The organism is Alistipes sp. cv1 (genome assembly GCF_900240235.1).
In the GTDB taxonomy this organism is placed as follows: domain Bacteria; phylum Bacteroidota; class Bacteroidia; order Bacteroidales; family Rikenellaceae; genus Alistipes_A; species Alistipes_A hominis.
This window is the reverse complement of the sequence record NZ_OEPW01000008.1, coordinates 56837-78883: the sequence shown is the minus strand read 5'-3', so window position 1 is coordinate 78883 and position 22047 is coordinate 56837. Positions and strand designations below refer to the sequence as shown.

The following is a 22047-nucleotide window of genomic DNA, read 5'->3' as shown; positions in this document are numbered from 1 at the left end:
TAAAAGAAATCCCCGCATTCCCCCGTTTAAACGTCTCGGTACGGAAACGGGGAAGGATTACAACTTATATTCCTGCCAGCTCTTGATCTGAATATCCTTCTCCTTCATTTCGCAGAAAGCCTCGATGAAGGCGCTCGCGAGACGGGCGTTGGTAATCAACGGAATGTTGTGGTCGATCGCGCCGCGGCGGATCTTGTAGCCGTTGGTCAGCTCGCGGTGCGAGTGGTTCTTCGGGATGTTGATGACCAGGTCGAATTTATGCGCGGAAATCATATGGATCACGTTGTCCGCCTTCCCTTCGTCCGGCCAGCTCACACATGCGGCCTTCACGCCGTGCTCGGCGAGGAATTTCTCCGTTCCGCCGGTCGCATAGATCTCGTAGCCGTTGTCCTGCAGCATCTTGCAGGCGTCCAGCAAGTCCACCTTCGAACGGGTGTCGCCCGAGGAGACCATCACGGCCTTTTTCGGAATACTGTACCCGACCGAAATCATCGACGTCAGCAGCGCTTCGCTGAAATCGTCGCCGATGCAACCCACTTCGCCGGTCGACGACATATCCACGCCGAGCACCGGGTCGGCATTGTGCAACCGCGAGAACGAGAACTGCGACGCCTTCACGCCGATCCAGTCGATATCGAAATTCGTGTTGTCCGGTTTTTCGTACGAAGTGTCGAGCATGATCCGCGTCGCGGTCTCGATGAAGTTGCGTTTCAGCACCTTCGACACGAACGGGAAGCTGCGCGACGCGCGCAGGTTACATTCGATCACCTTCACGTCGTTGTTCTTCGCAAGGAACTGGATATTGAACGGGCCGCTGATGTTCAGCTCTTTGGCGATCTTGCGACCGATCTTCTTGATGCGGCGGGCGGTTTCGAAGTAGATCTTCTGCGCCGGGAATACCAGCGTGGCGTCCCCCGAGTGGACGCCGGCGAATTCGACATGTTCCGAAATCGCGTATTCGACCACTTCGCCGTTGTGCGCCACGGCGTCGAATTCGATCTCCTTGGCGTTCTGCAAGAACTGCGACACGACCACCGGATACTCTTTCGACACTTTGGCCGCCAGCTTCAGGAACGTCTCCAGTTCCTCGGCGTTGTAGCATACGTTCATCGCCGCGCCCGAAAGCACATACGACGGACGCACCAGCACCGGATAGCCTACCTTGCCGACGAAGTCGTACACTTCATCCATGTGCGAAAGCTCTTTCCAGGCCGGCTGGTCGATGCCCAACTGGTCGAGCATACTCGAGAACTTGTGGCGGTTTTCAGCGCGGTCGATCGACAGCGGAGACGTGCCGAGCACCGGAATATCCTGGCGGTGCAGCCGGATCGCGAGGTTGTTCGGGATCTGTCCGCCCACCGAAACGATCACGCCTTTAGGCATCTCCAGGTCGAGTACGTCCAGCACCCGTTCGAACGACAGTTCGTCGAAATAGAGCCGGTCGCACATATCGTAGTCGGTCGAAACGGTCTCGGGGTTATAGTTGATCATGATCGACTTGTAACCCAGCTTGCGGGCCGTCTGCACGGCATTCACCGAGCACCAGTCGAACTCGACCGAACTGCCGATCCGGTAAGCGCCCGAACCGAGCACGACGACCGATTTTTCATTCTTGAAATAAGGAACCTGGTGCTCCGTCCCGTCGTAAGTCACATAGAGGTAGTTGGTCAGCTCGGGATTTTCCGAAGCAACCGTATTGATCCTTTTGACCGACGGCAGCACATTGTTCTTCTTGCGGACGGCGCGGACGCGCAGCGACTCCTTCTCGATATTGCCGTCCGGGTCTTCGACGAAGCGGGCGATCTGGAAGTCCGAAAAACCGAGCCGCTTGGCTTCTTGCAGTACGGCCGCGGGCACGTCTTCGATCTTATCGTACTTGCTCAGCACGAGCGAATAGTCGTGGATATTTTTCAGTTTGCCGAGGAACCAGGGGTCGATCTTGGTCAGGTTGTAGATCCGATCGATCGAATAACCTTCTTCGAACGCCTTGGCGATCGCGAAGATACGCAGGTCGGTCGGATGCGACAGTTCTTCTTCGAGGTTACCGAATTCCAGGTCGCGGTTGCCGACGAATCCGTGCATCCCCTGCCCGATCATCCGCAGTCCTTTCTGGATGATCTCCTCGAACGACTGGCCGATCGACATGATCTCGCCGACGGACTTCATGCTCGATCCGATCTGGCGCGAAACGCCGGCGAACTTGCTCAGGTCCCAACGCGGGATTTTGCAGATCAGGTAGTCGAGCGACGGGGCCACGTAAGCCGAATTCGGCGTTCCCATCTCGCCGATCTGGTCGAGCGTATAGCCCAGGGCCAGTTTGGCCGCCACGAACGCCAGCGGATAGCCCGTAGCCTTCGACGCCAGCGCCGACGAACGGCTCAGCCGGGCGTTCACCTCGATCACGCGGTAGTCGTCCGTCTCGGAGTTGAACGCGTACTGGATATTGCATTCGCCGACGATCCCGATGTGGCGGATCACCTTTTTGGAAAGTTCCTGCAACAAGGCCAGTTCCTGGTCGTCCAGCGAACAGGTCGGGGCCACCACAATGCTCTCGCCGGTGTGGATTCCCAGCGGATCGAAGTTCTCCATACTGGCCACCGTGAAGCAGTGGTCGTTCTTATCGCGGATCACTTCGAATTCGATCTCCTTCCATCCCTTCAGCGACTCCTCGACCAGTATTTGCTTCGAATAGGCGAACGAGCTTTCGCACAGCGTCCTGAACTCATCGAGGTTGCTGCATATGCCGCTGCCCAGGCCGCCCAGCGCATAGGCCGAACGTACCATCACCGGGAACCCGATCCGGTTGGCCGCCTCGATGGCCGCCTCCATGCTTTCGACAGCCTGGCTGACCGGGGTCTTGACTTCGATCTGGTTCAGTTTCTTTACGAACAAGTCGCGGTCTTCGGTCGTCATGATCGCTTCGACCGACGTTCCGAGCACCTGCACGCCGTATTTCTCCAACGTGCCGCTGAGGAATAATTCCGTTCCGCAGTTCAGCGCCGTCTGTCCGCCGAATGCCAGTAAAATGCCGTCGGGACGCTCTTTTTTGATAATCTCCTCGACAAAATAAGGAGTTACGGGCAGGAAATAAACCCGATCGGCGACTCCGTCCGAAGTCTGGATCGTAGCGATGTTCGGGTTGATCAACACCGTTGAAATTCCTTCGGCTTTCAGCGCCTTCAACGCCTGCGAACCGGAGTAATCGAATTCTCCCGCCTGTCCGATTTTCAATGCTCCCGAGCCGAGCACAATGACTTTTTTGATTTCTTTGTTTACTGACATAGGTTAAAGATGTTTAAAGTCGACCTAAAAATTTCGTAAATGTACGGCGTTTTTTCGAATTATTAAGTCTGTGACGGCCACTTTTTTCGGCGGTCCGGCAACCGGAATCCGGAGGATCGCAGCCCGAGCGCCGGACATACCGGAGCCTCCGGAATCGCCCCGCCGGATTTCATTTCAGCATATAACACTACATATCAACGTATTAATAAAAACGAACGACTCTAAATGCGCGCCAACGGATTCCGGCCGGAAAATAGTTCCTCCTTTTTTTTACCTTTGCGAAAAAATAAATCCGATCCGGCATATGGACAAGGTACTTATCATCGACGACGAACGGCAGTTGCGCGGCCTGCTGGCGCGCATCATCGGCCTGGAAGGATACGAAGTGATTCAGGCCGAAAACTGTGCGGCGGGACTCCGCCAACTGGAACGCACGCGCCCCGAGGTCGTGTTGTGCGACGTCAAACTGCCGGACGGCAACGGAGTCGACCTGGTCGGCCGGATCAAGGCGATCGCGCCCGATGCCGAAGTGATCCTGCTGACCGCCTACGGCAACATTCCGGACGGCGTGCAGGCGATCAAGAACGGCGCGTTCGACTACATCACCAAAGGCGACGACAATCCGAAGATCATCCCGTTGCTGAGCCGCGCGATGGAAAAAGCCAAAGCGCAACGGAAATCCGCCGCCGGACGGCAGCCGGAAACGGCTCCGTCGTTCGAGGCGGTCATCGGCTCGTCGAAAGCGATGCGAGACGCCGTTGAATTGGCCCGCAAGGTCGCGGCCACAGACACCTCGGTACTGCTCACCGGCGAAACGGGCACCGGCAAAGAGGTTTTCGCACAGGCCATCCACCGGGAAGGCGGCCGCAGGGGGAAAGCGTTCGTGGCGGTCAACTGCTCGGCATTCGCCAAAGATCTGCTCGAAAGCGAACTGTTCGGCCACCGGGCCGGAGCCTTCACCGGCGCCGCCAAAGACAAAAAAGGACTGTTCGAGGAGGCCGACGGCGGCACGATCTTCCTCGACGAAATCGGCGAGATGCCGATAGATCTGCAAGCCAAATTGTTACGAGTACTCGAAAGCGGCGAATTCCTGAAAATCGGGGAGACCAAACCGCGAAAGGTCGATATGCGCGTAATCGCCGCGACGAACCGCGACCTGCCCGAAGAGATCCGGACGGGCAATTTCCGCGAAGACCTCTACTACCGGCTGTCGGTTTTCCAGATCCGGCTGCCGTCGCTTCAGGAGCGGCCCTCCGACATCGACGAGTACGTCCGCCATTTTGCCGGTATTTTCGCCGGAAAAATGGGAAAAAAGATCGACGCCGTCGATCCCGGTTATCTCGACCTGCTGAAACGGCACGCCTGGCGCGGTAACGTGCGCGAACTGCGGAACGTCGTCGAGCGCAGCATGATTATGGCCGAAGGCACGACGCTGCGCGTGGGGGATCTGCCGATCGAATTCCAACGTGAAAACGGCTCCGACGGGAACGACGCTCCGCCGACCTCGCTCGACGCGATCGAAAAACAACACATCGCCAAAATACTCAGCTACACCGGCGGCAACAAAACCGAAACGGCCCGCCTGCTGGGAATCGGCGTTACGACGCTCTACCGCAAAATCGACGAATACGGATTGTAAATACCTGAAAATATCCTCCGCCGTTCGATCCGGATCGAACGGCGGAGGCTTTCCAAAAACAGCGGGACGGGAAATCTGAATTTCCCGTCCCGCTGTTTATTTCGTCGATCCGGAAACTATTTCCCGGAGCAGGAAGACTTGCCGGCAGCGTATGCGGTGAGCATCCAGACCATTTTCTCCTGTTCGGCCAGGTAATCGGTCAGCATGGAAACCGTCACTTCGTCTCCGGCCTGCGAAGCAACCGACAACGCCTTGCGCTCCTCCCCGATCAGATACCCGTAAGTATCGAGTATGTGTTCGAGGGCCTCCCCGCCGCAGGAAACATGATCCACTTCGGCGATCTTCGCCACTTTAAGATACTCGCTGAACTTATTCGAAGGCACTCCGCCGAGCTGAAGGATGCGTTCGGCGATCTGGTCCACTTTTTCGGCCGCATCGTCGTACAGCTCCTCGAACTTCGCATGCAGCACGAAAAATCCGTGTCCTTTGATGTTCCAGTGAAAACCCCTGAGATTCATGTAATGAACCTGAAAATCGGCCAGCAACTGCTGAAGCGATACAACTACTTTACCGGCAGCCCCGGCTTCGAGATGAAGATAATCCAACGTTTTCATAATTTTTATTTTTTAGATGGTTATTCGTTTTCTTTTTTCTTGAGACAAAGATAATATGCATTTAAATATAAATCAAATCAATAATTTTTATATAATTATAATTTAATCAAATACTATCGTTTCCCGGCACCTGCCCGGTACGCCGGAACGCCCGTTTCCGGAAAGACCTGCAAATACGGTGCAATCCTGCTGCCGAAACACCGTTTTCCGCATCCGGGAACGGCGGCGAACGTGCGCAGCTTCCCTGAAAATCCTTCCGTTTTGGAAAGCGCACCCTTTCATTTCGGTAGGGTTCTCTAATACGCATCCGGACGACTCCTAACCATAAACAACTACATATCAAAACAATACATACAACGCTCAAAGAAACGGCATCCGGTTCGCTTTAAAACGGCACGAATACGAATTACTAAAATCAATCGAGTATGAATGAAATTTTGATGTTTCTGTTACTGTGTGCGGCAGGCGGTCTCTGCTTCTGCTTTTTCTTCAAATGTATCGGCCTGTTCGACAAAATCTAAAAACGACGACCATGTTTACAGTACTGTTTATCCTCAGCATCCTGATCTTCGGCTACCTGATGTATGTCTTGGTCAGACCCGAACAATTTTAACGAAACCAATCCTTAAAAGTAAATGAATACGGAAATTTCAGGCGTCGTCTTGCAACTGGCGCTGCTGATCGCGCTCAGTTACCCGCTCGGACGCTACATCGCAAAAGTATATAAGGGAGAAAAAACGCCGCTCGACTTCATGGCTCCGGTCGAACGGTGGATTTACCGTTTTTCCGGCATCAATCCCCACGAGGAGATGAACTGGAAACAGTTCCTCCGGGCCCTGCTGACCGTCAATCTGTTCTGGTTCCTGTGGGGCATGATTCTGCTCGTGGCCCAAGGCGTCCTGCCGCTGAACCCGGACGGCAACCCGGGCCAAACGCCCGACCAGGCGTTCAATACCTGCATCAGCTTCCTGGTGAACTGCAACCTGCAGCATTACAGCGGCGAAACCGGACTGACCTATTTCACGCAACTGTTCGTCATCATGCTGTTCCAGTTCATCACAGCCGCCTGCGGCATGGCGGCGCTGGCCGGCGTTTTCCGGGCGATGGCCGCGAAAACGACCCGGACGATCGGAAACTTCTGGGTCTACCTCGTCAAAAGCACGACCCGTATCCTGATGCCGCTGTCGCTGCTGGTCGGCATCCTGCTGATCCTGAACGGCACGCCGATGACCTTCGACGGCAAACAAACGCTGACGACCCTCGAAGGAACCGAACAGACGATCTCCCAGGGCCCGACCGCCGCGATCGTCCCGATCAAACAACTCGGCACGAACGGCGGCGGCTACTTCGGCGTCAATTCGGCCCATCCGCTCGAAAACCCGAACGCTTTCACGAATATTCTGGAATGTTGGTCGATCCTGATCATTCCGATGGCGATGGTCTTCGCGCTGGGCTTCTACCTGAAACGCCGTAAGCTGGCCTGGAGCATCTTCGGCGTGATGCTGTTCGCCTACGTGGTCGGGATCGCCGTGTCGGTCGACCAGGAGATGGGCGGCAGCAAACAAATCGCAGCTATGGAGATCCGGCAGGATATGGGCAGCATGGAGGGCAAGGAGATCCGGATCGGGTCGGCCGCATCAGCGATGTGGGGCATGACCACGACGGTCACGTCGAACGGCTCGGTCAACAGCATGCACGACAGCCAGACCCCGCTGAGCGGTATGCTGCAAATGCTGAACATGCAGATCAACTGCTGGTTCGGCGGCGTGGGCGTCGGCTTTATGAACTATTACGCCTTCATCATCATCGCCGTCTTTATCAGCGGGCTGATGGTCGGCCGCACGCCGGAATTTCTCGGTAAGAAGATCGAAGCGCGGGAGATGAAGATCGCGACGATGGTCGTACTGATGCATCCATTGATTATCCTGGTCGGCACGGCGCTGGCCTCCCACCTGGCGGCGCAAAATCCGGAACTGGCCGGCGCTTGGCTCAACAATCCGTCGTTTCACGGATTCAGCGAAATGCTCTACGAGTATACCTCTTGCGCAGCCAATAACGGCTCCGGTTTCGAGGGACTCAGCGACAACACGCCGTTCTGGAACATCACCTGCGGGATCGTGTTGATCCTCGGCCGCTACTTCCCGATCGTCGGACAAGTGGCGATCGCCGGACTGCTGGCTTCGAAAAAATACATACCCGAAAGCACCGGAACACTGAAAACCGATACGGCAACCTTCGCGCTGATGACCTTCGCCGTGATCGTCATCGTGGCCGCCCTGGCATTTTTCCCGGCGCAGGCGCTGGGTCCGATCGCCGATTATTTAAGCAAATAAACGATTGAAAACCATGAATAAGTCCAATTCGCTGTTCGATAAACAGCTCATCAAAGAGAGTCTCGGTGCATCGGTACGCAAACTCGATCCGAGGACGATGATTAAAAACCCGATCATGTTCACCGTCGAGATCGTCACGGCCGTCATGTTCGTCCTGCTGTTCTACATCCTCATTTCGGGGGATACGACCCAGGGGTCGTTCGGATACAACCTCGTCGTTTTCGTCGTGCTGTTCATTACGCTGCTGTTCGCCAATTTCGCAGAGGCGATCGCCGAAGCGCGCGGCAAAGCGCAGGCCGATTCGCTGCGCAAAACGCGCGAGGAGACCCCGGCCAAACTGGTCAACGGCAATACCGTTCGTATCGTCAGCAGCAACGCGCTGAAAAAAAACGATATCTTCGAATGTGAGGCGGGCGACATCGTCCCGGCCGACGGCGAGATCATCGAGGGGCTCGCCTCGATCGACGAAAGCGCCATTACCGGCGAAAGCGCGCCGGTAATCCGCGAGGCCGGCGGCGACAAAAGCTCCGTCACGGGCGGTACGAAAGTGCTGTCCGACCGCATCCGCGTCCGGGTGACCGCCATGCCGGGCGAAAGTTTCCTGGACAAAATGATTTCGCTCGTCGAAGGCGCTTCGCGGCAGAAAACGCCGAACGAAATCGCGCTGACGATCCTGCTGGCCGGGTTCACGTTGGTATTCGTGATCGTTTGCGCCACGCTGAAACCCTTCGCCGACTACGTGGGGGCCAACATCACGATCGCCGCGTTCATTTCGCTGTTCGTCTGCCTGATCCCGACCACGATCGGAGGACTGCTGTCGGCGATCGGAATCGCCGGAATGGACCGGGCGCTGCGTGCGAACGTCATCACCAAATCGGGCAAGGCCGTCGAAACGGCCGGCGACATCGACACGCTGCTGCTCGACAAAACGGGAACCATCACCATCGGCAACCGCAAGGCGACCAAATTCTACCCGGCACCGGAGATGGATATGGGTCGGTTCGTCGAGGCCTGCATGTACTCGTCGCTGTCCGACGAAACGCCCGAGGGGAAATCGATCATCGAACTGGGGCGCGAACAGGGCCGCCGCGTGCACGAACTGAGCACGATCGGCGCGCGGATGATCCGTTTCTCCGCCGAGACGAAATGTTCAGGCGTAGACCTGGCCGACGGCCGGCGAATCCGCAAAGGCGCTTTCGAATCGATCCGCCGGATCGTCGAGGGGGCCGGAAATCGGTTCGACGACGAAATCATGAAACTCGTCACGCTGATCTCGGAAAACGGCGGAACGCCGCTGGTCGTATCGGAAAACGAACGGGTGATCGGCGTCATCGAACTGCAGGACATCATCAAGACGGGCATCCGCGAACGGTTCGAACGCCTGCGCAAGATGGGCGTCAAGACCGTCATGGTTACCGGCGACAACCCGCTGACGGCAAAATACATCGCCGAAAAGGCCGGCGTGGACGACTTCATCGCCGAAGCCAAACCCGAAGACAAAATGGAGTACATCCGCCGCGAGCAGCAGAGCGGCAAGCTGGTCGCCATGATGGGCGACGGCACGAACGACGCGCCGGCGCTGGCGCAAGCCGACGTGGGCGTAGCGATGAACAGCGGCACGCAGGCTGCCAAAGAAGCCGGCAACATGGTCGATCTGGACAACGACCCGACCAAACTGATCGAGATCGTCGAGATCGGCAAACAACTGCTGATGACGCGCGGCACGCTGACGACATTCAGCATCGCCAACGACGTAGCCAAATACTTCGCAATCGTCCCGGCACTGTTCATCGCCTCGATCCCATCGCTCGAAGCGCTGAACGTCATGCACCTGCACTCGCCGCAAAGCGCGATCCTGTCGGCCGTAATCTTCAACGCGGTCATCATCCCGCTGCTGATTCCGCTGGCCCTGCGCGGCGTGCGGTACAAACCGATCGGCGCATCGGCGCTGCTGCGGCGCAACCTGTTCATCTACGGCCTGGGCGGCGTGCTCGTCCCGTTCGTCGGAATCAAACTGATCGACCTGCTGATCAGCGTATTTTTCTAACCCGTAAAAAAGAAAATCATGAAAACATTCTGGAAATCCATCAAAATAACGCTCGCGTTCTGCGCGCTGCTGGGCGTGGGTTACGTCCTGATCCTGTGGGGAGTCGGCAGCATAGCCGGGCCGAACGGCGGCCGGGCGGCCGTCGTTACCGAAAACGGCCGAATCGTCGGAGCGGCAAACGTCGGACAATCGTTTACGAAAGCGACCTATTTCTGGGGCCGTCCTTCGGCGGTCGAGTACAACGGGAGCGGTTCGGGCGGCAGCAACAAGGCTACGACCAACCCCGAATACCTCGATGAAGTAAAAGCCCGCATCGACACCTTCCTGACCTTTCACCCGTACCTGCTGCGGCAGGACGTGCCTTCCGAGATGGTCACCGCCAGCGGCAGCGGACTCGATCCGGACATCTCCCCGGCCGGAGCCTACGTACAGGCGCGGCGCGTGGCCGAAGCCCGCGGACTTTCCGAGCAGACCGTCAGGGAACTGATCCGGCAGACGATCCAAAAACCCTGGCTGGGTCTTTTCGGAACCGAGAAGGTAAACGTACTGCAACTGAACGTAGCCCTCGACCGGCTGAAACCGGCGGCCGCATCTGAAACGGGCACGCTGTGAGACTTCCGGCAAACCATTCGAATTAAAAACAATTTAAAAACAACCCGACTTTTAAAACAAATCGACCATGAAAAACAAATTTAAAACCGCAATCGTTTTATTTGCCGTACTGACCGGAATGCTGCTCGCAGACTGCGCAATGGCTCAGGAAAAAGGCGTACGGGTCAAAGTCGGAGCCGATTTCGTCAGCAGCTACATCTGGCGCGGCTCGTACAACGCCAACGCCAGCATACAACCGACGCTCGGCATGACGGCGGGCGATTTCTCGCTGACCGCATGGGGATCGGCCGACTTTACCGGGGACTACAAGGAAGCCGACCTGACGGCCGCCTACACATTGGGCGGACTGACCCTCTCGCTGACCGACTATTACTGGACGCCCTCATCGGAACGTTACACCGAAAAATACTTCCGTTTCGGCGCCGACTCGCCGCACATGATCGAAGTGGGAGGAGCTTACTGTTTCGGCGAACGTTTCCCGCTGACGCTGGCCTGGAACACGATGCTGTTCGGCGCCGACCGCGACGACGAAGGACGGCAGAACTACTCGACCTATGCGGAAATTTCGTATCCGTTCGCAGTCAAAAGCGTGGACATGATCGCAGCGGTAGGATTTACGCCGTGGGCCACCGAGAATATGTACGGCACTTCCGGATTCGCAGTTTGCAACGTCACGGTCGGAGCGACCAAGGCGATCCGTTTCTCGGACTCGTTCTCTCTGCCGATTTTTACGCGGCTGATATGGAATCCGGCCAAAGATGATGTTAACTTTGTAGGCGGATTCTCAATTATGCTGGATTAATTTATGGATCAAAAACAGAGCGTACAGCACTTCCTCGATCTGATCAAGCGTTCGCACCGGGGCAAATTCAAAATCTACATCGGTATGATCGCCGGCGTAGGCAAGTCTTACCGGATGCTGCAAGAGGCACACCAACTGCTCGAAGTGGGCGTGGATGTGAAGATCGGCTATATCGAAACGCACGGACGTCCCGACACCGAAGCCCTGGTGTCGGGGCTTCCCGTCATTGCGCGTCGCAAACTGTTCTACAAAGGCAAAGAACTCGAAGAGATGGATCTGCAGGGCATCCTGAACACCCATCCGGAGATCGTCATCGTCGACGAGCTGGCCCACACGAACATCGAGGGCAGCGAGCACGCCAAACGGTGGCAGGACGTGCTGCAAATCCTCGAAGCCGGGATCAGCGTCATCAGCGCCGTGAACATCCAGCACATCGAAAGCCTCAACGAAGAGGTGCAGCGCGTCTCGGGCATCGAAATCCGCGAACGCATCCCGGACAGCGTGCTGGCGATGGCCGACGAAGTAGTGAACATCGACTTGACGGCCGAAGAGCTGATCAAACGGCTGAAAGACGGCAAAATCTACAAGCCGGAGAAAGTGCAGGTCGCGCTGGACAACTTTTTCAAAGAGGAGAACATCCTGCAACTGCGCGAACTGGCGCTGAAAGAAGTCGCGCTGCGCGTCGAAAAGAAAGTCGAGAACGAAGTATCCGAAAACCTCGGCGTGCGCCACGAAAAATTCCTCGCGGTAATCGACAGCGGCGACAAAGGGCCGCGCCGCGTGATCCGCAAGACCGCCCGGCTGGCCACGCGTTACAACGCCAGATTCGCCGTACTCTACGTGCAAACTCCGCGCGAAAGCGCCGACCGCATCCCGCTGGCCAACCAGCGTTACCTGATCAACAACTTCAAACTGGCGTCGGAACTGGGCGGCGAAGTGTTGCAGGTGCATTCCGACCGCGTGATCGAAAGCATCATGGACGTGTGCTCCAAACAAAAAATCAGTACGGTGTGCATCGCCCAACCGAAATTTACGCTACTTTCGCTGGTAAGGACGGCTTTCTTTTTCCGGCGTCTGCTCAACAAACTGTATCGACTGAGTATCGACCTCGTAATATTATCCTGATATGCTGATTCAACGAAGACTGACGCTGGGCATCGGCGCGCTGTTCGCCATGATCCTGCTGCTGGGCATCCAGTCCGTAGGCTATATTCTCGACCTGTCGCGGGCCTCCGGGAACATCCTGACCGACAATTACAACTCGCTGCACTACGCCCGCAGCATGATGACGGCGCTCGACAGCCTGACCTTCGACTCGACGTCGATGACCGAACTGCTGGATAACCTCGCGTTGCAACGCAGGAATATCACCGAATCGGACGAATTCCGCGTGACGGACAACCTGAGCTCGAAGATCGACAAACTGTCGGATTCGGTCACGCTGGACAAGATCCTGGAGATCCGCAGCGACCTGTACAAGATCATGGATCTGAACATGACGGCCATCCGCGAAAAGAGCCGCCTGGCCGGGACGACCGCCGAGGACGCTATGTTGCGGATCGCCGTCAGCGCGATCCTGTGCGCGCTGATCGCCTTCGTGCTGCTGATCCGCTTCCCGCAAGCCGTCGTCCGGCCGATCCGCGAACTCAAAAAAGGGATTATGGAAATCGCGAATTTCCACTACGACAAACGTCTCGACTTCAGCCGCAACAAGGAGTTCCGCGCCGTAGCCGAATCGTTCAACAACATGGCCGAAAAACTGTCGGAATACCAGCGCAGCACGTTGGACGACCTGATGATGGCCAAAAAGCGAATCGAAGCGGTCGTCAACAGCCTGCACGAACCGATCATCGGTCTCGACCCGGATAAAAAGATCCTGTTCATGAACGACGAAGCGTTCACGATCCTGAATCTGAAGCCCGAAGAGGCCGTCGGCCGCAACGCGACGGAAGTGGCGCTCAACAACGACCTGCTGCGGCGGCTGATCCGCGAACTCTACTCGGACGACCCGAATAAGGAGCCGCTGAAAATCTACGCCGACAACAAGGAGAGCTATTTCCAAATGGAAAACATCCCGCTGTACGTCACGCCGGTCGGCGAAAAGAAGAAAAGTTTCATCGGCAATATGATTATCCTGAACAACATCACCAAATACAAGGAGATCGATTCCGCCAAAACGAATTTCATCTCGACCGTCTCGCACGAGATGAAAACCCCGATCGCGTCGATCATGATGAGCCTGCACCTGCTCGAAGACAGCCGGCTCGGGCCGCTGAACGACGAGCAGAAAGCCCTCGCGCAGAGCATCCGCGAAAACAGCGACCGGCTGCTCGGCATCACCGGCGAGCTGCTGAACCTGACCCAGATCGAGACGGGCAAGCTGCAACTGATGCCGAAGGTCACCAAACCGATCGAACTGATCGACTACGCGGTGGCGGCGACGCGAGTGCTGGCCGAACGTTTCGGCTGTTTCGTCGAAGTCGAATACCCCGAAAAGATCGCGAAGCTGTTCATCGACAGCGAAAAAATCGCCTGGGTGGTCACGAACCTGCTGTCGAACGCGATCCACCACTCGCCCGAAGGGGCGCGGATCATCGTCGGCGCGGCGCAGCGCGACAACAAGGTCGATATTTTCGTGCAGGACTTCGGACGCGGCATCGACCCGCGCTACCACAAGAGCATCTTCGACCGTTACTTCCGCGTGCCGGGCACGAAAGTGCAGGGCAGCGGCCTCGGACTGGCTATCTCGAAAGAGTTCGTCGAGGCGCACGGCGGCACGATCGGCGTCGAGAGCCAGATCGGGCACGGCAGCCGGTTCACGATCACGCTGCCCGTCTGACCGCCGCGGAAAAGCGACCGCCGGACGCGCAAACGACTGAAACCGCCCGGTAAAGCGCAGAACCGCCGGACGCCGGCGCGAAGAAACGCAGGCGAAAGCCCGGCCGGAAACACGAAGGGAAAAGCCGTCCGGCGGAAATCGGGCGCGACCGTCCGGAACGGCACGGGTTATGCAGAAAAAACGGGGGAACAGACTAAATACAACGCATTATGAAATCACCGAAAGAATCATTCAAATCGCTGAAAGACACGTTTACGCTGAGCAACGGCGTGCAAATACCCTGCGTCGGTTTCGGCACCTACCTGACGCCGGACGGCGAAACGGCCGTCAGTTCGGTCATCGAGGCCGTCCATGCGGGTTACCGGCATATCGACACGGCTGCCGTCTACGGCAACGAAAAGAGCGTCGGCAAAGCCATCTGCAAGTGCGGCACCGACCGCAAAGAGCTGTTCATAACCAGCAAGGTGTGGAACAGCGCGCAGGGCTACGAAACGACGCTGCACGCATTCGACAAAACCCTGTCCGACCTGGAACTGGACTACCTCGACCTGTACCTGATCCACTGGCCGATCCCGAGAAAGCACGACGACGACTGGCAGCAACTGAACCGCGAAACGTGGCGGGCGATGGAAAAACTATACAGGGAAGGGCGCGTGCGCGCCATCGGCGTCAGCAACTTCAAGCCGCGCCACCTGGACGCGCTGCTCGAAAAGGCCGACATCGCGCCGATGGTCGATCAGATCGAACTGCACCCGGGTATGCCCCAGGACGAAACGGTCGAGTACTGTCGGGCGCGGGACATTCTCGTCGAGGCGTGGGGCCCGTTGGCCCAGGGACGACTGTTCGAAAGCGTCGAACTGGACGTGCTCGCGGCCAAGCACCGCAAGAGCGTGTCGCAGATCGTCCTCAGATGGCACCTACAACGGGGCATCCTGCCGCTGCCGAAGTCCATCACGCCGTCGCGGATCGTCGAGAACGCGCAACTGTTCGACTTCGAACTCAGCTCGCAGGAGATGAATTTCATCACGCACATAAAATGCGAAAGTTCGGGACTCGACCCGGACACGTTCCGGATGTAACCCCGTCGCACCGGGCGCGCCCGTATGCGGACACCGGATCGCCGGCGTCCGCATACGTTTTTTTACTGCACGGCCCGTCCTCCTCCCTCGGCATCCTGCCGGGAAAACAATTCGCTGACGATCAATTGCAACTGGTAGGTCTCGGGACTCATGACCTTCAAGAAATCCAGGCCGCGAGAGATACGAACGACAATCTCCTGAAACAAACCCGTTTCTTTCGGAGTCGCCTGCCGGACGATCCGGTATGCGTCCGGCAGCCAGCAGTTCCGCGACATTCCCCGGCCGTTGAACATCACCCGAAGCAGGATATATCCGCCGTCGATACACTCGAAAACGCCGAAAGCGTCCTCATAGGGTTCCTCCGTGGAAGAGAATAGATACAACTCACCATGTTTCAGCACAACCATAACTCACTGATTATTCGTTAAACAACTATTATAACTAATTCTATATCGTCCACTTATAACCCGAAACCGCCCCCGGACACACCCCCTTGGACCAAAAACAAAAAAAAGCACGGAACCCGCAAGCTCCGTACTGAGGCATCGCCAAACGCCCTACACAAAAACAAGCAGAATCCGTGCTATACTCACGTATGCACGAGTCTCTCCTGTTATCTGTGCGTAGAATGAATTTGGCGATTTTCAGTACCAGATACAGCAATCGAGTCACCTCAATGTATGTCTATTTCATCTTCTCCTGGTTGGTTTTGAGTTCTTACCGTGTCCAAAAATAGACAAATTTTTGTTATAATCGTTGTTTTTTGTCCGTTTCAGACAATTTCAGCGACTTATCCCGAACGACATCAAAAACAGTACCGTCCTGCATCCCCGGACAGAAATCGCGTTTTTCAGAATCCGGCTCACAGGACGCTCTGACTCGGTCCGGAGATCGATTCCGGCCCGGCGGCCGCGCTGGGCGACGCGAGACTCTCTCCGGCGAAAACGCGCGTCCGGCTCCGGGGCGAAGACCGCCCCGGACGACGCGCCGAGCTGCGCCGGCCCTTCAGCCGCGCGCGTCCGTCGCAGCCCCCTCGACACAGGCTTTCAGCCGCCGCACCGTCTCGGGATACCGCTCGAAACCGAACACGTCCACCGGCGGCGGAGACACCCCGCGAATCCGGGCGGCGCGCACCAGGCGCAGCACCGTCTGGAATTGCAGGAACAGCAGCCACACCTCCGGCCTGCCCGGTTCGGGAACGTCCGCCAGCCTCCCGCCCCGGGCGAAATAGAGTCCGCAGGCGTATGCGAATGCGAACACGGGCAGCGCGCCCCGCTCCGGCAGCCCGCACGGTTCCGACTTCGTCTTGCCTTCGATGAAAAAGGCTTCGCAGGCGCACACGTCATCCGCGATCCACGCCCCGAGCAGGCGGTCGGGAACCGCGTCCGGCAAGACCCCCACCCCGCCGTCCGGCAGGCCCGGCCCGCTTGGTCTATGGGTCTTACCGGCCCGGTCGATCCCGGCGTACCGCTCGAAGAACCGGATCGTAGCCCCGAGAGCCGTCTCCCGGCTACGCATGGCGCAGGCCCCGACTCCGGGCGTTTTGGGACGGCAGGTCGGGGAGATGACTGCCGAGGATCGTGCGGAACAGCACCAGTTCGCCGGGATAGTGCATCGCGTAGCTGTCGCCGATCCGGACAAACGGACTGCCGTCCCGGTAACGGTTTTCGAGCACCGTGAAGCGCGGCGGATAGGCGTGGAAGGCGAACAGCCGGATGTTGCGGACGGGGCGGCGGAAAAGCCGGCGCGAGCGCAGAACGGCATCGACATAGTCGAGGAAGGTGACGATCATGCCGAGGTAGTCGCACTCCTGCAGGTAGACGATCCGGCGGCGGCCGTCGAACAGGTACTCGGTGAAGCGGTACGCGCATGACGCGCACTCCTCCGACCGCAGCAAACGGCAGTAGTCGTCGGGGCCGAGCACCTCGACGGTCACGCCGAAGCGACGGCCGTAACGCGCGAGCAAGCGGTCCATCAGTTCGCGCACCGGGGCGAAACGGGGCCGGCTCAGGTCGGGGCGGTCGCCGTGCCGGACGCGGAGTATGCGGAGTATCCGGCGCGGAACGTCTTCGGAACGGACGTTGAAGTGCCGCCCGATAAATTCGCAGCAAGTTTCCAGATTTCGGGGATTCATCGTTTTTCGGTTTATAAGATTTGAAAGAGGGTAACAGGATATTCGACCGGAAGAAAGACCGCCGCCCGGCGCGCTCCATGAGAAACGCAGTTTCTCCGGAAAGTTTTTGCGCCGTTTTTACAAAAACGGCAGTCCGAGCGCCGAAGGCCCCGCCGCACCGCTCAATAAGGACTTTCGACCGCAGGGAGAAAGTCCGCGCGGCGGACAAAGCGGCAGCTTTGTAAGTATGGTTTGAGAGAGGGAAGCCCGTTCGGACAAGGCACAAAAAAAGGCAAGGACGCAGGTGCAATTTTCCGACGGTCGGCCATAGGAAGCCATGTGTGGTAATTGCCCTTACGCCCAAGCCCCGCCCCGGTAACTCGTACCGGGGCATGACTCAGGTTTCAGACAAAGTTTACGCCACACTAAACCTGTCGCAGTGTTACATTTTATCTACAACAGTTCCTATGTTTACCGCCGGCATAAAGGTTTGTCTTAACCTTTACAATTTTACGCTACGGTCTAAGCCGTATTCTGATATCGCAAATTTAGCATAATTTCTGCATTTAAAATTTAAGTCGTTGTGGCAAATATACAAAACAAGATTTTATAATGTAAATATTTACAGCATAAAAATGGGACTATTCCCATTTTTTTGTATTTATGAAAACCAGGAAGCCCAAAAGGACAGACGAAATACTAACCGGCATGATTATTCAGCGAATGAAAGATTTGCGAAACAGTCATAAACACTCACAAGAGTATGTCGTCGAAAATACAAAACTGGATATTCCTCATTTCGAGAATGGCAGTTACGTTCCGTCCGTAGTATCGCTTTCGATATTCTGCAAATTCTACAACCTCACCCTCGACGAGTTTTTCGCCCCGATGAACTATCCGCCGAAAGAATAAACGCAAGTATAAACACACAAAACAGGAGTTGACAATCAACCCCTGTTTTTATTTTAACAAAAAAGCCGGATAATCTATCGAAAGGATTTTTTAGAGAAACGACTATTTAAAAACAGACCTCCTAAAATCATTAAACTGAAACCAAATCGTTTATTTTCGCCTTAATTCCCCGTTTGATGTCTTTGCTATTCTTCATACACTTTATAAATCTTCTGTATTCGCTGTCGGACAATACACCTTTTATTTCCATATCGTACCGCCTCGCAAGGAAATCGGTCATCGAAAGTTCCAAAACATTATTTTGATAATAAACGAACGTATGCTTCGGAAAAGAATATTTGTTTTTGCAGATCTCCCTGCCCTGTTCAAAAATATAAAATGAAAACACATGGTCCACACTGTTACAGCAACCGTGACGTACCTTATTATCAGGCAATTTTTGCTTCGACGTAGTCAATGTTCTGATAAATGTCAGATGCTCGCTATCTACGGCTACGACCAATAAAAACTTATCCTTCTGACCGTTGCCGTCCTCGAATTGATAATTCTTGATGTGTACGATGCATCCCGCCTCAAAGACCATGTCTGACAAAATTAATTACTTCGCAATGGATTCCTCGAACAAAAGAGATTCGTAAGCAGACATATACACCTGCTGTTTCTCTTCTTTGGATTTTAATAAATCATTCAACGGAATGGAATAATTGGAACGTCCTCCCTGCAACTTGAAATCCAATTTATTCTTCTTTACCTGCTGAGACCACAAAGAATTATCCGTATGCAACAGATCTATCAATTGCTGAACGGTATACGATTTATATTTCGCTACGATACCTTCTATCAAAGACATCTCGTAATCGGTAAACTCACTGTCGTCAAAACTCCTTTTCGCTTTGATATACCTTGCATCCGCGCAAGTCGAATTAACCGGATTTTTTGCCGTTTTTATACCTATATATTTATGTAAAGATATATTTTTATTATTCCCTAAAACATCATCTCTGATCTCATCATATATCTCTTGCGCGACCGGACCTTTCTCCCACACCTTATATTCCAGCCACGTTACAGGCACACCGCTTTCTTTCATTGAAGTCTCGTCAATAATGTAAAGTAACTTCAATGCCTTCGTCATAGACAAGTCACTTATGTTTTGCGCAAGATATACAAGTAAATTACCTATCTTGTCATTCAAGACTTTCCTAAACATAGGTCAAATTTTTAAGGGCGCAAAGATACGTCTTTTTTCTAAAAGCAATACAACTTACGTACAAATATAACGATATATTTCAAAATATCTTTGCACAAGAATTGTTTTTATTTATACACGTATAATAAATATACATAAAATCGAAGGCAATGGTTGCGGATCATATAATTAAAAAGGCGCGGATCAGGACGATCCGCGCCAAGGCAACAATCCGCCGGAATGATCGGTTGCCCACTCTGCCCGCGAATTCTGGCAAACCCGGCAGAGTACGAGAATTGGATAAGTACGAAAAATCTTCGCATTTCGGTCCACGTCCGGCTTAGGCAGTTTCATAAATTTACGAAAAAAACCGCGATTCGAAACGGTCCGGCATCTTTTTTATTCCTTATTTGTTATAATAACGCCGATTTACGCTACTATTTCTGCAAAAACGATTCTTTTCCCCATTGAAAACCAACCACAACCGCTAACTTTGTAGAAGCATAATACCCAAGCTTATGGAATTAGAAACTATCAAAAACAAAATCTACGAAATCCGAGGACAACAAGTCATGCTCGATTTCGATCTGGCCGAACTGTACCAGGTCAGCACCAGCGCACTGAACCAATCGGTAAAACGGAACGCCAAACGGTTCCCGCCCGATTTCATGTTCCAGATAACTCAAGAAGAGTTCGACAGCTTGAAATCACAAATTGTGACATCAAGTTGGGGAGGCACGCGCAAATTACCGAACGCATTCACCGAACAGGGACTGGCCATGCTCTCGGGAGTGCTGAACAGCGACACAGCCATCGACATGAACATCAGGGTCATGCGGGCGTTCGTCTCGATGCGGGCCTTCCTGCTGAACGGAAACATCGCCGCCGAACTCAACCAGTTGCACTGCCGGGTAAAAAAACTGGAGAGAACGTCGGACGAAACGCTCGAAGCGATCAACGACCTGAGCGAAGACTGCCGCCGCGAAACAGACGAAATCTATTTCGCCCTGTCGCAACTCGCCCGCAAGAATTGCGAACTGCAAACCCAACGCATCGCCGGATTCCGCAAAACGGACAAAAAATAATTTCTCCCGGCGCCGCGCGGCGCCGGCGCTGGCTCGTTTCTTGCTTCGGTTACGACGGGCGTACCGCACGTACGCCCCGAATCGAACCGAAAATTTATGAAAGCATACACAATCTTACTCGGCACGGGGCTGCTCCTGGCAGCCGGCGGGCCCGAATACGCGGACGCATGCACCCGCGTCGTTTACGAAGGAACGAACCGGACGGTAGTGACCGGACGCACGATGGACTGGAAGGAAGACCCCCGCAGCAACCTGTGGATCTTCCCGCGCGGCATGGAGCGAAACGGCCAGGCCGGAAGCAATTCGCTGAAATGGGTCTCCAAATACGGCAGCGTGATCACGTCGGCCTACGACATCTGCACCACCGACGGCATGAATGAAAAAGGACTCGTAGCCAACCTGCTGTGGCTCGCCGAGTCGGAATACCCGGCCCGCGACGGCCGGAAACCGGGGCTCTCGGTCGCCGCCTGGACACAGTACGTGCTGGACAACTTCGCCACCGTGGACGAAGCGGTCGAAGCGCTGGCGAAGGACGACTTCGACGTGGCGTCCGACCTGATGCCGGACGGCTCCCGGATGGCTACGCTGCACCTCTCCGTCTCGGACGCCGGCGGGGACAACGCGATCTTCGAATACATCGGCGGGAAACTGATCGTCCACCACAGCAAGTCGTACCAGGTGATGACGAACTCGCCGGTCTTCGAACAGCAGTTGGCCCTCGACGACTACTGGAAAACCATCGGCGGCACCGTCTTCCTGCCCGGAACCAACCGGGCGGCCGACCGTTTCGTGCGCGCCTCGTTCTACATCAACGCCATCCCGAAAACCGAAGACACGCGCACGGCCCTGGCCTCCGTATTCAGCGTGATCCGCAATACGTCCGTCCCGCTGGGGATCAGCACGCCGAACGAGCCGAACATCTCGTCTACCCGCTGGAGAACCGTCTCGGATCAAAAGAACCTGACGTACTTCTTCGAATCGACCCTCTATCCGAACGTGTTCTGGGTCGATTTCAGGGACGTCGATTTCGTGCCGGGAGCGCCGGTCAAAATGCTGGATCTGGTCTCCGGGAAAACCTATGCGGGAAACGCCGCGGAACGGTTCCGCGACGCGGCCCCGTTCGAATTTCAGGGAATCGGTTGAAAACGCCCGCAACGGCGGCAATCCCCGCCGCTGCGGACAAGCGTTCCCGCCGACAGTACGCCACTCGGCAGAAGACATTGGCCGTAAACGCGACGACCGCCGAACTCCCGGATCGCAGCGCACGAAATATTTTATTCCCGATATTATTTTTTTCAAATAAAAAAACTATATTTGTCAAGACGTTGTTTTGTATCGACCGAAGTGTAAATGTCGAAGCGGACCGTACGGCGTTTTTGATTTAAATGAATGAAAATTCCAGCTTATGAAAGCATAAGTTGTCGGGGCGGTCGGAAATTTAAATACGGCGCGTGGAGTTTACATGATACGAAAGGATGTCCGTTTTCATTCTTCAAAGAAT

Annotated in this window: 18 protein-coding genes; 12 read left to right on the top strand and 6 right to left on the bottom strand. The window is 55.4% G+C overall.

Translation table 11 applies throughout. The features are described 5' to 3' along the window. Positions 1–57: 57 nt before the first annotated feature. Complete coding sequence (gene carB, locus C1A08_RS12075; protein ID WP_101573771.1) at positions 58–3282, bottom strand: carbamoyl-phosphate synthase (glutamine-hydrolyzing) large subunit; 3225 nt, start codon at positions 3280–3282, stop codon at positions 58–60. A gap of 304 nt (positions 3283–3586) precedes the next feature. Between carB and C1A08_RS12070 the strand changes: the two genes are divergently transcribed. Next, positions 3587–4921, top strand: a complete 1335-nt coding sequence (locus tag C1A08_RS12070) for a sigma-54-dependent transcriptional regulator (RefSeq protein WP_101573769.1) — start codon at positions 3587–3589, stop codon at positions 4919–4921. A 116-nt stretch (positions 4922–5037) separates the two neighbouring features. Here the strand turns inward: C1A08_RS12070 and C1A08_RS12065 are convergent, their stop codons facing one another. Further along, entirely contained in the window at positions 5038–5535 is a 498-nt protein-coding gene (locus C1A08_RS12065; RefSeq protein WP_055203329.1) for a Dps family protein, read from the bottom strand. A gap of 493 nt (positions 5536–6028) precedes the next feature. On the opposite strand from C1A08_RS12065, the gene C1A08_RS13570 reads away from it, so the two are divergent. From C1A08_RS13570 to C1A08_RS12025, 8 genes are all read left to right on the top strand, one after another. Continuing rightward, positions 6029–6148 (top strand): potassium-transporting ATPase subunit F, encoded by a 120-nt coding sequence (locus C1A08_RS13570; protein WP_194285235.1) that lies wholly within the window; start codon positions 6029–6031, stop codon positions 6146–6148. A 22-nt stretch (positions 6149–6170) separates the two neighbouring features. Next, entirely contained in the window at positions 6171–7868 is a 1698-nt protein-coding gene (gene kdpA, locus C1A08_RS12055; RefSeq protein ID WP_101573767.1) for a potassium-transporting ATPase subunit KdpA, read from the top strand. A gap of 13 nt (positions 7869–7881) precedes the next feature. After that, a complete protein-coding gene (gene kdpB / locus C1A08_RS12050) occupies positions 7882–9915 on the top strand; it encodes a potassium-transporting ATPase subunit KdpB (RefSeq protein ID WP_055203323.1) in 2034 nt (677 codons plus the stop codon). Between the two features lie 18 nt (positions 9916–9933). Next, positions 9934–10527 (top strand): K(+)-transporting ATPase subunit C, encoded by a 594-nt coding sequence (locus C1A08_RS12045; protein WP_101573765.1) that lies wholly within the window; start codon positions 9934–9936, stop codon positions 10525–10527. A 67-nt stretch (positions 10528–10594) separates the two neighbouring features. Continuing rightward, complete coding sequence (locus tag C1A08_RS12040; RefSeq protein WP_081032515.1) at positions 10595–11329, top strand: hypothetical protein; 735 nt, start codon at positions 10595–10597, stop codon at positions 11327–11329. 3 nt (positions 11330–11332) lie between these two features. Continuing rightward, positions 11333–12454 carry a sensor protein KdpD gene (locus C1A08_RS12035; protein ID WP_055203319.1) on the top strand — a complete coding sequence of 374 codons (1122 nt, stop codon included), beginning with the start codon at positions 11333–11335 and terminating at the stop codon, positions 12452–12454. A 1-nt stretch (position 12455) separates the two neighbouring features. After that, a complete protein-coding gene (locus C1A08_RS12030; protein WP_055203317.1) occupies positions 12456–14168 on the top strand; it encodes an ATP-binding protein in 1713 nt (570 codons plus the stop codon). Between the two features lie 209 nt (positions 14169–14377). After that, complete coding sequence (locus C1A08_RS12025) at positions 14378–15247, top strand: aldo/keto reductase (protein WP_101573763.1); 870 nt, start codon at positions 14378–14380, stop codon at positions 15245–15247. A 62-nt stretch (positions 15248–15309) separates the two neighbouring features. Here the strand turns inward: C1A08_RS12025 and C1A08_RS12020 are convergent, their stop codons facing one another. The 3 genes from C1A08_RS12020 to C1A08_RS12010 all read right to left on the bottom strand — a co-directional run bounded on the left by C1A08_RS12020 (position 15310) and on the right by C1A08_RS12010 (position 17381). Beyond that, entirely contained in the window at positions 15310–15654 is a 345-nt protein-coding gene (locus C1A08_RS12020) for a hypothetical protein (RefSeq protein ID WP_101573761.1), read from the bottom strand. A 598-nt stretch (positions 15655–16252) separates the two neighbouring features. After that, positions 16253–16765 (bottom strand): hypothetical protein, encoded by a 513-nt coding sequence (locus tag C1A08_RS12015; protein ID WP_101573758.1) that lies wholly within the window; start codon positions 16763–16765, stop codon positions 16253–16255. Beyond that, on the bottom strand, positions 16758–17381 hold the full coding sequence (locus tag C1A08_RS12010; RefSeq protein ID WP_101573756.1) for a hypothetical protein: 624 nt from the start codon (positions 17379–17381) through the stop codon (positions 16758–16760). Before C1A08_RS12010 ends, C1A08_RS12015 begins: the two co-directional genes overlap by 8 nt. Positions 17382–18083: 702 nt before the next feature. Here C1A08_RS12010 and C1A08_RS12005 point away from each other — a divergent pair. Next, the gene (locus tag C1A08_RS12005; protein ID WP_257937117.1) at positions 18084–18272 is read left to right on the top strand and encodes a helix-turn-helix domain-containing protein; all 189 of its coding nucleotides are present in this window, start codon (positions 18084–18086) and stop codon (positions 18270–18272) included. A gap of 598 nt (positions 18273–18870) precedes the next feature. Here C1A08_RS12005 and C1A08_RS11995 read toward each other — a convergent pair. Next, positions 18871–19482 carry a Panacea domain-containing protein gene (locus C1A08_RS11995; RefSeq protein ID WP_101573752.1) on the bottom strand — a complete coding sequence of 204 codons (612 nt, stop codon included), beginning with the start codon at positions 19480–19482 and terminating at the stop codon, positions 18871–18873. A 497-nt stretch (positions 19483–19979) separates the two neighbouring features. On the opposite strand from C1A08_RS11995, the gene C1A08_RS11990 reads away from it, so the two are divergent. After that, a complete protein-coding gene (locus C1A08_RS11990; protein ID WP_101573750.1) occupies positions 19980–20546 on the top strand; it encodes an ORF6N domain-containing protein in 567 nt (188 codons plus the stop codon). 96 nt (positions 20547–20642) lie between these two features. Further along, a complete protein-coding gene (locus C1A08_RS11985; RefSeq protein WP_101573748.1) occupies positions 20643–21689 on the top strand; it encodes a linear amide C-N hydrolase in 1047 nt (348 codons plus the stop codon). Positions 21690–22047 lie beyond the last annotated feature (358 nt).